The sequence below is a fragment of the Parasphingorhabdus marina DSM 22363 genome (assembly GCF_900128895.1).
GTDB lineage: Bacteria > Pseudomonadota > Alphaproteobacteria > Sphingomonadales > Sphingomonadaceae > Parasphingorhabdus > Parasphingorhabdus marina.
This window is the reverse complement of record NZ_FSQW01000001.1, coordinates 1,432,650-1,446,119: the sequence shown is the minus strand read 5'-3', so window position 1 is coordinate 1,446,119 and position 13,470 is coordinate 1,432,650. Positions and strand designations below refer to the sequence as shown.

At 53.4% G+C, this 13,470-nt stretch carries 8 protein-coding genes and 1 riboswitch; of the genes, 2 read left to right on the top strand and 6 right to left on the bottom strand.

The genetic code is table 11. The annotated features are described in order from the left end of the window. Nucleotides 1-143: 143 nt before the first annotated feature. From BUQ90_RS07220 to BUQ90_RS07210, 3 genes are all read right to left on the bottom strand, one after another. Nucleotides 144-3,275: a TonB-dependent receptor gene (locus BUQ90_RS07220; protein WP_074204350.1), complete on the bottom strand. Its 3,132-nt coding sequence runs from the start codon at nucleotides 3,273-3,275 to the stop codon at nucleotides 144-146. A gap of 321 nt (nucleotides 3,276-3,596) precedes the next feature. Next, entirely contained in the window at nucleotides 3,597-5,363 is a 1,767-nt protein-coding gene (locus BUQ90_RS07215) for an amidase (protein ID WP_143182749.1), read from the bottom strand. 47 nt (nucleotides 5,364-5,410) lie between these two features. Continuing rightward, nucleotides 5,411-6,634: a DUF3616 domain-containing protein gene (locus BUQ90_RS07210; protein WP_143182748.1), complete on the bottom strand. Its 1,224-nt coding sequence runs from the start codon at nucleotides 6,632-6,634 to the stop codon at nucleotides 5,411-5,413. A gap of 1 nt (nucleotide 6,635) precedes the next feature. Further along, nucleotides 6,636-6,744: riboswitch (SAM-I-IV-variant riboswitch) on the top strand. Nucleotides 6,745-6,789: 45 nt separating this feature from the next. On the opposite strand from BUQ90_RS07210, the gene tdh reads away from it, so the two are divergent. Both tdh and BUQ90_RS07195 read left to right on the top strand, forming a co-directional pair. Then, nucleotides 6,790-7,818, top strand: coding sequence for an L-threonine 3-dehydrogenase (gene tdh, locus BUQ90_RS07200; protein ID WP_074204347.1), 1,029 nt, complete (start codon nucleotides 6,790-6,792; stop codon nucleotides 7,816-7,818). A 2-nt stretch (nucleotides 7,819-7,820) separates the two neighbouring features. After that, nucleotides 7,821-9,008: a glycine C-acetyltransferase gene (locus BUQ90_RS07195; protein WP_074204346.1), complete on the top strand. Its 1,188-nt coding sequence runs from the start codon at nucleotides 7,821-7,823 to the stop codon at nucleotides 9,006-9,008. 121 nt (nucleotides 9,009-9,129) lie between these two features. Here the strand turns inward: BUQ90_RS07195 and BUQ90_RS07190 are convergent, their stop codons facing one another. The 3 genes from BUQ90_RS07190 to BUQ90_RS07180 form a co-directional block, all read right to left on the bottom strand. After that, nucleotides 9,130-11,343: a xanthine dehydrogenase family protein molybdopterin-binding subunit gene (locus BUQ90_RS07190; RefSeq protein ID WP_074204345.1), complete on the bottom strand. Its 2,214-nt coding sequence runs from the start codon at nucleotides 11,341-11,343 to the stop codon at nucleotides 9,130-9,132. A gap of 1 nt (nucleotide 11,344) precedes the next feature. After that, nucleotides 11,345-11,830, bottom strand: coding sequence for a (2Fe-2S)-binding protein (locus BUQ90_RS07185; RefSeq protein WP_074204344.1), 486 nt, complete (start codon nucleotides 11,828-11,830; stop codon nucleotides 11,345-11,347). Between the two features lie 167 nt (nucleotides 11,831-11,997). Then, nucleotides 11,998-13,464 carry a WS/DGAT/MGAT family O-acyltransferase gene (locus BUQ90_RS07180; protein ID WP_074204343.1) on the bottom strand — a complete coding sequence of 489 codons (1,467 nt, stop codon included), beginning with the start codon at nucleotides 13,462-13,464 and terminating at the stop codon, nucleotides 11,998-12,000. Nucleotides 13,465-13,470: the final 6 nt, after the last annotated feature.

The window sequence follows — 13,470 nt, the reverse complement described above, 5'->3', positions numbered from 1 at the left end:
GGTCTTGCCGCCTGACCGCCAGAGCAAGCATGAAAGCCCGATTGAGCTGCCGACACAAGCGACAAATAGTGATTATGCCCCATCGCTTGTGATGACCGAACAAAGTCGTTCATGTACTTGCCTGGCGGAAGGCCCAGAGCGTGTTAGAAACGCGCCCTGACACCGAAACGGAATGACCTGCCATTGAAGCTGGCACCGTCGGTGAGTATACCCGCCCGGCCATAGGTTTCATTGACAGTGAAACGACTTCCTCCATCCAGAATATCGCTAACTTCAAATGTGAGGGACATTCTGTCAAGCGGACCAAGATCGCGGAAAGTATATTCGAAATCAAAGTCGAGGAAACCTCTGCCCTGCTGGTATTGAGAAAGCCCGAACGGCCGCAGAGACTCAAACTGAGTACCCGAATACCGATAACTCAGGGTCGCCTCGACGTTCCTGTCTTCATAAAACAGAGCGGCGTTGCCGACGATGCTTGGAGAGTTAAAGAAGTCGAAGTCTTCGATAAACTCGTCACCGGCCTGCGCCTCTCCGAGCAGAACCAGTATATTGTCATCTGGCAATGTCCCCAAATTGATAGGTGCACTGGTTTCCTGCAAGGTCAGATTGCCGATAAAGCCCATATTGGACAGGAAGCCGGGCAGATAGGTGAAGGTATGCAAGATACCGAATTCTATCCCGTAAACCTCTGCCGTGTCGCCATTTATCGGTGTAATCAGATTAACATCGGCGACTCCGCTGCCAAGCAGCGCCTCCAGGCCTCCGAACTGATCAATCCTGGCCTGGCCGGCAGGGCCAAACTGAACGCCGTCCAAAATCTGTTGGGTAGCATCACCAGCGCCGTCCAATATGCCTATGCCAATGTCGTCACCGAAGAAATTCACCGCACCGCTGCTGAAGATGAAGTCATCGATGCGCTTGTAGAACCCGGCGACTGAAATCGCATTTTGCCGATCGAAATAATATTCGAACGAAAGATCAAAATTGTAGGAATAGGCATTCCGCAGATTGGGATTGCCTGCCTCAAAAGTTGCATCGAAGGCAGCCACATCTGCAAGGGTCGCAGCAGCCGGATCGACGCCATCGTTCAATTCGATTTCAATTTCTGTATCCAAACCAGCTGCCAACAGCTCGAAGTTGGGACGTGAAATCGAGGTTGTGAATGCACCTCTCAACCGCGCCCGGTCATTGAAATTATACGTCGCGACGATACGCGGCAGCACTTCGAAATTGCTGGTGCGGCTAGGTGCAAGCGGCACATCCGCGATCAGGAAATCTTCGGTCGCCCCATCCAGCAAGTCTTCGTCATCTGCGGTTGCGCCGCCGCCATTTGGATCGGGATTGAAAAGGAGATCGGCTCCCGTGCTCGTATTTGTCGCAAAGTTACCCCGATATTCTTCCAGTCGCACACCACCGACAATCGTGAATTTGTCATCAAAATTCAGCTTCGCCTGAATGTAGCCCGTATAATAGTCTTCGTCGGCTCGTATGACCTGAATCTCATTGGCAGGCAGGAGTGTCGAACTGGGGTCAAAGCCAGCCCGCAAGGCATTTCTGATGGCCAGCAAACCGTCGCGATTGGCGAGTGGTATGCCGTTAAAGCCGACACTGGCAAAAGGGTTTCCGATCGGAGAGAAACTCCGAACGTCTCCGGTAAACACACCAAAGTCACCTATTGTGCCATCTTCACCGGCATCCGTAATGCCGTTAAGATCCTCCTCATCAAAGGCAATATCCACATCCAGATTTCTTGTTTCTGATCGTTCGTAAACAACACCGGCCTTCAGATATTCAAGCACGCTGCCATCAAAGAAGCGGGTTACGTCAAGCCGGCCAGAATAGACCTTGTTGATTGTCTCATCCACGAATTCATCATCGAAATCATCTACCGCATAGCAAGGATCACCATCTTCATCCACGCAGTTGAGCGGATCAAGCACGGTTGCAAAAACAGCAGGATTCTGCGGATTGGCAGTAGGAAAAGTCCCAAATCCAATAGCGTTAAATGGAGCGAAGGTTACATCCAGATCGTCATCACCGTTAATATCGGTCAGGTCTTGCTTGAAATCGAGTCCAAGATCTGCTGAATCTTCAGCTGCTCTTGAATAGCCAACGATATAGTTGAACTGCCAATCGTCGGTTTTTGTTTCGCCCCTCAGGAAATAGGATTGTTGCGTCTCTATTGTGTCATCCAAAATCGCATCAATTTCAATTTCCGGGTCATCAAAGGTGAGAACTCCATTGACGAAATCATCGTCATCAGAGTCAAAATTGAGGCGACTGTCTGTTTCCTGGCGATTTCTGCGATTGTAGCTACCGCCGAAGGTCAGCTTGGTCGTATCTGACAGTTCCCAATCGATTGTTCCCGAAATGTTGAAGGTTTGATCGCGAACATCAAGGAAGCGATTACCTACTTCCTCCAAACCGAAATTCTCAATGCCAATGAAGTCTTCTGGCACCAGTGCAATTTGGTCTTCGTCGTCAATGACTATCGGACCGTTAGGGCCGTCAAAAGTCAGGGGGTTAAGCAAATTTAGACCGCCAGTCGGGTCGAACCGGAAAGTGCTGATAAACCGGCGGCGGAAAGAGGCGGAAACATTGATACCCAGATTGTCCGTCAAATGCTTGGTGAAGCCACCACTAAGGCGGAACCCCGTATCGGCAGCAAAAGTATCCTCGCGAAGCTGGGCTCTCAAAGAAAAGCTCTCGCTCCGTTCCAGAGCCCCGCGTGTACGAATGTCAACCACGCCGCCAATGCCTTCCGAAGCATCTTCCGGCAGCGGGGCCTTGGTCACATAGATGGAGGACACGCCGTCACCGGTTGCCACGTCCAGCGGAGTGCGTCGGAATGTATTGGAAGATCCTACGCGGATACCATTGTTCAAAACGGTGTTGAATTCCGCATCCAGACCGCGAATGGAGATGAATTCGCCATCGCCTGAATCTTCGTCTCTGATAAACGAAATGCCCGGTATGCGTGACAAGGCTTCACCCAGATTGTTATCGGGGAATCTGTCGGCATCGTCTGCGGAAAGCACATCAACGATTTGATCAGCGCTCCTTTTTGCATCAATGGAGTTCGCAATTGAAGCCCTGGTGCCCTCAACGACGATAATCGTTTCACCGGTTGCTGGATCAATCTCCGAACCTGCCTGAGATGGATTTTCACTCTGTGTAGAGGTTTGATCTTGCGCATGTAGCGGAGCGCAAAGGGCGCTGAGCGAAATGGTTGTCAGCCAGGTTGAACGTCTCAAGAATTTCTGTAAATTGGTCATCTGACCCCCCTCTATGTTCTCGTCGCATGGCGTCCCAATCACCATTGGCAAAGCGTGAGAGAATGTAGGACCAAGAAAATCAAAATTTCAAATGACCTATTAGCATCAGCACATGATGAAAACGCATGTGCATGATAATAAGCAGTATTTGTGACTGGAACCTTGGTTTTCAGTCAATGCCCTGTTGTTTAAAAACAACGTTTCCAGGAACCGATGGCGGATTTTTCGGGCTCCCAAAAAATGACCGAACTTGTTTTCATCGGAAAAGAAGTGATTCTTCAGACCGCAATCAGGTGATGAATCCAGGTTTCCTCCATCAAATCATCGGAGCGCTTTAGTCCGCATTGCTTCTCCGATGGCCGGCACTTCAAACACGTCTTGAAGATAACCGGGTGTGACAATTTTTCCGCTCGCCTGTTCATAGGCGTATCCGGCGGCCAGCACATCGGAGTCGCGCCCGTGGCTGCTCATCAAATCGAGGCCAATTGGCAGGCCATGCAAACTTCCCATGGGAACCGTCATGTTCGGATATCCGGCAATCGCAGCGATGTAGCCCGCGCCTATGCCTCCGTGCGATTGGTCACCATAAATGGCATCAATAATATATGCCGGTCCACGGGAAGGTGCGACCAAGATTTCGACATCATGATCCTTCAGCATCTTGTCGATGCCGTCCTGGCGAGTCGCTTTTTGCACCAGATGCAAGGCTGATAGGTAGTCCGGGTCGGTGACGTCTGGCCGCGCCTGCGCCGCCAAAAATCGCGCCTGATTGAACAGGACGAGAGCTTCTTCCGGCGTTTCCCGATTAAAGGCTATAAGTTGCTCAAGGCTGCGAACGGTCACCTTGTCGGGGTCGGTAGATCTCAAATAGCGATTTATCGTATGTTTGAATTCCACTTGCGTTACCATTCTGGACGCGCGGGAAAATCCCTCGGGGCGGTCGAAGCTTTCTATGTCCATCAGTATTGCCCCCTCGGCCTCCAGCACCTTGAGCGCTTCATCAAACAGCTTCGCGACACCCGCATTGCGGCCAATGGCAAACCGCATAACACCTATTCGTTTCCCCTTCAGGAAATTTCTGTCCAGGGCGCTGACAAAATTCGGCCTGCCTTTGTCGGTGACCATTGCGGTCAGCATCAAGGCAGCATCGCGTACCGATCGTGTCATCGGACCAGCCGTATCCTGACTGGTTGAAATGGGCACGATGCCGTTTTGGGAAACAAGGCCAACGCTCGGCTTGAATCCAACCACGCCATTTGCTGATGCCGGGCAAATGATCGAACCGTTGGTTTCTGTCCCAACAGTCGCAGCTGCCAATGCGGCGGCAGTCGCCGCACCAGATCCTGATGATGAACCACAGGCTGAACGACTTAGTATATGAGGATTTCGCACGATACCGCCAATCGCACTCCAGCCGGAAACGGAATTGGCCGATCGAAAATTTGCCCACTGGCTGAGATTTGTTTTCCCCAGAATGATCGCTCCTGCCGAACGCAGTCCTGCGGCAACCGGCGCATCACGTTCCGAGACATTGTCTTTCAACGCAAATGATCCGGCGGTGGTAGCAACAGGATCAAGCGTTTCAATATTGTCTTTCAGAAGCACCGGTACACCATGGAGAATGCCGATATTGTTTCCACGTGCAATGGCCTCGTCTGCCTTGCGGGCATCGGCGATGGCATTGGGGTTCAATGCAAGAACCGCATTGATGGAAGAACCGGAGCGATCAATTTCGGCGATCCGGCGGAGATAGGATCTCACCATTTGTTCGGAACTCACGGTTCCGTTGGCGATAGCGACCGCGATTTCTGACAGCGGACGTACGGCCAGTTTATCTGCAAGGCTTTGATTTGCTCCAGACGATTCAGTGCGTGCTTCCGTTGCAGAGTCCATCGATGGCGAGCTCCGCGCGTGGGTCTGATCAATGAAAATCAAAAACAGTGCGACTGAGATAACAATCGACAATTGAATCCTGGTCATCATGCGCCCTTGATAGATTACTGGACGAAAATTCATAGTAGCATCGAGAATGGACGTAGTGGCATGTCGGGAGGATCCGCCTGTCTCTCCCCGGAAATCCGGTTCCATTGAATATCCTGCATCGGAAGTCCGGCAGGTGACCAGTTCATGTCAGCCTATTCGGAAATTCTCACTTCGATTGTTCTGAATGTGCGCTTTTCAGGCTCTGGCAAATCCTCGCATTTGGCGCCACCAACTTTTCTGGTGCCATCATCGCTCACAATATGCAATCTTCCGGCTTCCCCGGGAACCCGGACAATTGCTTCGGGCGACAAGGAACCAAAGTCCAATTTGATCGGCTTAATGGACTCCATCTGAATGTCCCATTGCAGCAACTGAAATGCACCAGGGTTCCCGCTAACCGGTCCGCTTACGATAATGAAGGAGCCGGGTTTTTCGCCTTGGTCCATGGCCCTGATTCCGATGTCATCCCCCAGGTTGAGAAAACGGGTGCGCGAAAAACGCGGCGTTTTACCGGATATGACGTCATCCGGATTCTGCAACTCGATTATCGCTGCATATCCCATCGGGACGGGGCTCCGCAGCCCGATCAGCAGTCCTCCGGTTGGCGAAGTCGCAAGTCCTTCGATATTCAGTCCCCCCAATTTGGGAGGGCGCGTCTTTCCGCCGCTGAGTATTTTCCAGGCATCCAGATTTGTCTCGCTGACCAGGTCATCAATTAAACCTGCGTAGGGATTGCCAACGGGGCGAATACTGAGACCATTCGAATCTGGCACAATATCAGTCGCAAAGATTCGCCGCCGCTCTGGCCTGGCCTTTCCATTCTTGTTGGTGCCATGTGAGGAAATCCAGTAAATGCGATTGCCGACACGCGTCGCCCCCTCGATATCGGACTCGCGTCCGCTGTTGTCGGTATCTATGAACGCTCCCAGGTCCAGTGACGATATCGGGTCCCTGTTTCGCTGCGTGTAGACCCTCAGGATGTTGTCTTCATCATTTGCGACGACAAAATGATCGTCGCTGATGAACGCTACTGCCGATGCATTACACATGCCGGAATATACAAACATGCTCTGATCCCCGACCGTAGCACTTGAACTCAAAGCAATTGCGGCAGCGATCAGTAATCGCATATTATCTCTCCCAGCGATTTGATGACAAGTGTGAGCCAGTTTCGCATCGAGAGTCCAGATGCTCTTTGTAATAATCTGCTTTCGAGAATTGGCTCTCCTGTGTTCACCGACAAAAACTCTACCGGGGTTTATGGATCGAAATCCAGGCTGGACAGGAGACTCTCGGAATCGGGAAGCGAGTTCAAGCCGCCCAATTTTTTGTTGGAAATTTTCTTGCTGTGGACTAAGGGAGCTTTGGAAGCGCAAGCTTCTGCATCAAGAGATGGGCCTTTTTTTCGGCCCGCGCCAACCTGCCAGACCGGCAAGGTGGTGGTCCATGAGGACGATGCGGCCAATCGGCAAACCGGTCTTCTTGCGGTTATTTTGGTCCTTTCGTTCTCAAACAACGAGTAGGATGGATAATGAAAGCCCTTGTTAAAGCACATGCCAAACCCGGAATTTGGCTGCAGGATGTTCCGGAACCGGAAACAGGCATTAATGATGTCCTGATCAGGATAAGGCGGACCGCAATTTGCGGAACCGACATGCACATCTACAAGTGGGATGAATGGGCACAGAACACCATCCCTGTCCCGATGGTCGTGGGGCATGAATTTGTCGGAGAAATCGTTGAACTGGGCAGCAATGTCAGTGGCTTTGAAACTGGACAGACGGTTTCAGGCGAGGGGCATGTTGTGTGCGGACGCTGTCGCAACTGCATGGCCGGGCGACGGCACATGTGTGCGCACAGCGAAGGCGTCGGAGTAAACCGTGCCGGCGCTTTTGCCGAGTATATCTCGATTCCGGCCGCCAATGTCTGGTTGCACAGTTGCGATATTGACCTGGACGTTGCCTCGCTGTTTGATCCGTTTGGGAACGCGGTGCATACCGCTTTGCAATTTGATGTCCTCGGGGAAGATGTTCTGATCGTCGGCGCCGGACCCATCGGCATCATGGCTGCTGCAGTTTGCCGGCACGCCGGTGCGCGGCATGTTGTGGTATCAGACCTGAACGAAGATCGCTTGAAACTGGCGCGCAAACTGGGTGCAACGCATGTGGTCAATGTCGGGAAAAACAACATTGAGGACGCGCAGACAGCACTGGGGATGCAGGAAGGTTTTGATGTGGGTCTGGAAATGTCGGGAAGCGAGCAGGGTTTTGCATCGCTGATCGACAACATGTGTCATGGCGGCAAGGTGGCCATATTGGGCCTGCCCGAAAAAAGCCCTTCAATCGACTGGAACAAGGTGATTTTCAACATGCTGACGCTCAAGGGCGTCTACGGTCGCGAGATTTTCGAGACATGGTACAAAATGTCGGTGTTTATCGAGTCCGGCCTCGATCTTGCCCCGATCATCACGCACAAGCTCAGCTATCTGGACTATGAAAAAGGGTTCCAGGCAATGCAGTCGGGTGAAGCCGCCAAAGTTGTCCTGAACTGGGAGAAATGAAGATGTACGAACAATTCCAGGACCATCTTAATCGGGAGCTGCAAGGCATCAAGGCAGAAGGCCTGTATAAGCAGGAACGCCTGATAAATTCGCCGCAAGATGCGCATGTCCGAATTGAACAGGGGGATGTCCTCAATCTTTGCGCCAACAATTATCTCGGCCTGGCCCAAGATCAGGCCGTCAATTCTGCAGCCAGACAGGGTCTCGAAGACTGGGGATATGGCATGGCTTCGGTTCGGTTTATCTGCGGAACACAAAGCCAGCACAAGGAGCTGGAAGATCGATTGTCTGCCTTCCTTGGAATGGAAGACACAATACTCTACCCGTCCTGCTTTGATGCCAATGGCGGACTTTTCGAAACCTTGCTGGGAGCCGAAGACGCCGTCATTTCCGACGAGCTGATTCATGCCAGTATCATTGACGGAATCCGGTTGAGCAAAGCGCAGCGCTATCGATACAGAAACAACGACATGGGAGATCTCGAGGCGCAGCTGCAACAGGCCAGTTCGGACGGAGCCCGGTTCAAACTGATCACCACCGACGGGGTGTTTTCGATGGACGGCACCATCGCCCAGCTCGACAAGATCTGCGATCTTGCGGAGCAATATGACGCGCTTGTCCATTTTGATGACTGCCATGCCACCGGCTTTGTGGGGCCAAACGGTCGCGGAACTCATGAATATCGCGACTGTGCTAACCGGGTTCACATTACCACCGGCACGCTGGGAAAAGCGCTCGGTGGAGCCAGTGGCGGTTACACCAGCGCGAAACAGGAAATTGTCGAATTGCTGCGGCAACGATCACGGCCGTACCTGTTTTCCAATACGGTGGCACCGATGGTTGTCAGCGGAGCAATTGCCGCTCTCGATGCCGTCGAGCAAAGACCAGAGCTTGTTCAAAAGCTGAATGAGAATAGCCAGTATTTCCGGGACCAGATGACGCGATTGGGGTTTGATCTGCTCCCCGGCGAGCACGCGATCATTCCGGTGATGTTATACGATGCAAATCTTGCACAGCGTTTTGCCGAGGAGATGCTGGCAGAAGGAATTTACGTTGTCGCCTTTTCCTATCCGGTGGTACCCAGGGACAAAGCCCGCATACGTACGCAAATGTCAGCGGCCTTGTCCCGCGAAGATATTGACCGCACCCTGTCAGCATTCGCGGCGGTCAAGAAACGGCTGGGACTGTGAACATATCTGTACCTGGTATCCAAACGCCTGATGGCCGCTTTTGCGCTCCAGGCGGCTTTTGGATATATTCCCCTCAAGTCACTGCAAGGCCAGACCAGCCGCCGATTGGAATTCGAGGTGGCTAGCCAAAAGAGTGCTTTGACAAGGGCAGTTCCCTGACCCGCTTGCCGCTTGCAGCGAAGATGGCATTGGTTACCGCCGGGGCAAGCGGGGGCAGGCCTGGTTCACCGGCACCGCCGAGACCTTCGCTGTCGCCATTGATGAATGCCACCTCAATCTCCGGAGATTCATTGATTCGGAGCATTTGATAATCGTGGAAGTTACTCTGCTCGACCGCCCCGTTCCTGACTGAAATCTCCCCGTATAGGACCGCTGTCAGACCGTAGATGATCGCGCTTTCCATTTGCGCCGCTGCGCTGTCAGGGTTCATGGCGTAGCCGATGTCCGCGCAACACCAGACCTTTGTGACCTTTGGCGTTCCGCTGGCTATTTCCACTTCAGCCACCTGGGCGACAATTGATCCAAAAGAGGGTGCGATGGCGATACCGAGGCCGGTCCCTTCCGGACGTTCTCCCTTCCAGTTCGACATCTCGGCAACCTTGTCCAGAACCGCAAGGAACCGGGGTTGATCTTTCAACAGCTCCCGGCGCTGTTCTAACGGGTCTTTTCCAGCTTCCAATGCTACTTCATCGAGGAAGCTCTCAATGAACCAGCTGTTGTGACTGTGATCAACCGAACGCCAAGGCCCGAACCGCAAGTGCATCGGGACATCAACCTTGCGGATCAAGTGATTCGGTATGGCATAATAAGGCACCTGCGCCGCCTCGGGCGGGTCGAACAAATGGGTGTGCACATTGTTCCAGCTCACCAGCCGGCCATTTTCATCCAGGCCTGCTTCAAACCGGCTGGTCGACGACGGGCGATACCAGTCATGCTGGGTATCCTCTTCCCGCGACCAGATGAGCTTGACCGGATTTCCTGTCGCCTTCGAGATTCGGACAGCCATTTCCACGGCATCTGTCTCTGACCGGCGACCAAATCCGCCACCGAGATAGGTGTTCTGAAAATTCACTTTTTCAACCGGGATGTCGAGCAATTCTGCCGCAAATTTGCGAACTTTGGTCGGCACCTGACTGCCCTGCCAGATATCACACTGGCCATCATGCACCCAGGCTGTGCAGTTTTGTGGTTCCATTGTCGCATGGGCCAGGAAGGGAGCTTTATACTCTGCCGTGAGCTTTTTCGCGGCGCCGGCATAGCCTTCTTTCACATCACCCGCGCTGGTTTCTTCATCACCGCCGTCGCTACCTGCTTCATCCAGCGCAGCGGCGTAACGTTTGAAGATTCCTTCCTGATCCAGGGCATCCGATTCGGTCTTGCTATAGTCGATCTTGATGGTGTTGAGGGCCTGTTGTGCCTGCCAATACCCGTCGGCAACCACCGCGACAAAATCTTCCATGTTGAGGATTTGCTGGACGCCTGGCATCGCTTTTGCAGCTGTGGCATCCATACCCGTTATCTTCGCTCCAACGACAGGTGGAGCTTTGACCGCAGCATAGGTCAGTGTCTGATCCGGCACCTTTGCATCAATGCCAAAAACCGCAGTTCCATCAACTTTGCCTGGAATGTCGGTGCGAGGCACGGGTTTGCCCATCAACTTGAAGTCTTCCAGTTTCTTCAACTTCGGCCTGACGGGGAGATCCTGCTCGGTCGCAAGTTCTGCGAATTCGCCGAAAGAGCCGCTCTTGCCACTGCCCGCATGGGCAAGCATGCTATTCTCGGCAGTAATTTCACCTGCAGGAACACCCCATTTTTCAGCGGCCGCTGCGACCAGCATTTCCTTGGCCGCAGCACCAGCCGTGCGCATTCCGCGCTGACCCGTCCCGCGGACGGAAAAACTGCCACCGGTAATCGTACCGAACATCGAACCAATGAGCGACAGGAAAGCGCCGTCTACGGTGGGCTCCAATATCTCGGGCACTTTCAGATCGGGTGCCATAAATTCACGGCCAATTTCCTTGGAGGCATAGTGGCCTTCGGCAGGGGCTTCGACCACGCGAACCTTTTCCCAGTCTGCATCCATCTCGTCAGCCAGCATCTGCGCGAGTGTGGAATGCACGCCCTGCCCCATTTCGGCATGCGGAACGACGGCGGTGACGATATTGTCTTTGTCCACTTTCACGAAACTGTTGATCAGATTTTCACCATCACCGCCAGCTACGATCGAACGAATCCTGTCATCCGGCTTGCCCGTGCGAATGGCAACACCAACGACCAGTGCGCCGCCAGCGACAACTCCGGCACCAATGAATGCGCGTCTTGTCCATTTACCCATGTTACGCCTCCACCGCTTCGTGTTCGCTGGTTTCAATGCCGGCAGCCATCTTGATAGCTTTCCTGATCCGGCCATACATGCCGCAGCGGCAGACATTCCCCGCCATTGCTGCATTAATCTGTTCGTCGCTGGGATTCGGGTTTTTCTCCAGCAGTGCGACCGCGGACATGATCTGGCCGGACTGGCAATATCCGCACTGGGGAACCTGCGCCTCGATCCAGGCCTGCTGCACCCTGTGCAATTTGCCATCTTCGCCTTTCAGACCGTCTATCGTGCTGACTGATTTGCCTTCCGCCTGGGAAACAGGTGTGGAACAGCTGCGAATGGGCTTGCCTTCCAGATGCACGGTACAGGCTCCGCATTGCGCAATGCCGCAACCGAATTTGGTACCATTCAGTCCCAGTTGCTCTCGCACCACCCACAATATCGGTGTCGCTGGATCGACTGCCACTTCGACCGGTTTGCCGTTAATTTCAAATTTGGTCATGTGCCTTCCCCAGACTATCAATTTTTTGAACAGAACGTATATGTTCTACTTAATAACATGATTTTCTCCAAGACGAAACAGTGATCTGTCGCCATTGAATTGGTCAATCGATACCCCTGATTTCCCCAGCTCAGGGCCGACAATAGCCTGTCCGGTTTGCGGCAACCTTATCGCTTCGCCCTGACACTCTTGCCCTTTGCCCTGGATTTTCTGTTCCTGCGTTTCGCGACATCCAGCAGATCATTGAAACTTTGCGAAATATTCCCCGCATAGAAAGCAGGGTCCGGCATCATGTCCCGATCAGCCAGGAATGTGACGATCATATCGCCATTATAGCTGGTGATCGCGTGGAACAGTCCGATGCCGTCCATCACCAGACCCGTGCCGTAAGTGAGATCGAGTCGCGCGCCGGCGAAATACATTTGCACCTGCGGACCCGGGACATTGGTGACGATGGTATTGATTTGCGGGTTGAAAGTTTCACTCAGTCCCAGGCGCATCGCCACCTTGGCTCCGGCAGCGGTCAGTCCGGCGGGCATTGCCTTGCTGAGATCGACCAGCGTCCGCGCACCTATCGCTTCGGTCATCGCCTTGGAGCGATCAGTTTCCTCGGAAACATAGGTCAGACGTTCACCAGCATCCGCGATATGTGATCCGATACCGACAGTCATCATCGATACCTGATTTCCGGCGCTGTGTTTTTCCTCCTCCGTGCGGACAGAAACCGGAGCACCCACTTTCAGGCTGATGTCGGGCAATTCATTCTTGTCTTCCAGATAGTAACGCATTGACCCGCCAATGATAGCGAGCGCCACATCATTGACCGTCGTGCCCGGAAAGACCGTCCGGATGGTCTTGATGTCGGCGAGGGAAAACGTACAGGCATCAAGCACCCGGTGCGGACCGACCCGCTTGTTGAAACGTGTTTTCGGGCAACCCTCCGAATGATCTTCCAGCTTCTTGAAATTGCGCTGGAAATCGAGCAGCCGCCTGGGCACGGGTAACAGCTTGCCGAGTGTTTGAACCCCGCGAATGGGATTGATGACATTGTTGATCTGTGCCCGCAGCAACAGGTCCAGAGCATTCGGGTCAGGCTCGGGCGCCCAGTTCATGTCAAACTTGCGGGGCTTCATGTCCGGATCGGTATCATGAAGCGCGAGCGAGAATTCCAGCCCCGATTTCCCGTCAATGGCCGCATGGTGCAGTTTGTGGAGCATCGCAAAGCTGCCTTTCTCGCACCCCTCGACATTGTCCAGTCCTTCAATCACCGTGATTTCCCAGAGCGGCCGGTCCATGTCCAGTGGCCGGGAGTATATGCGAGCCGCCTGAATGCACAACTGGCGCCAGTCACCCGGATGCGGCAGCGCGATATGCCGGACATGATATTCAAGATCGAAATCGTCATCCTCAACCCAATAGGGATGATCCAGATCAAGCGGCACACGCACCAGTTTTTGCCGAAATATCCGTGCACCATCGAGGCGGCTTTCAATATAGCGCAGGATGTCCTTGAACCCGACCTTGCCGCCCGGGGCCGTGGAGGGGTGATAGATCAGCAACTGACCGATATGCATCGGGGACTTGCTGGTTTCGGTATAGGCGAACATCGCATCCATTGTGCTGAGTTGCTGCATGCTGCT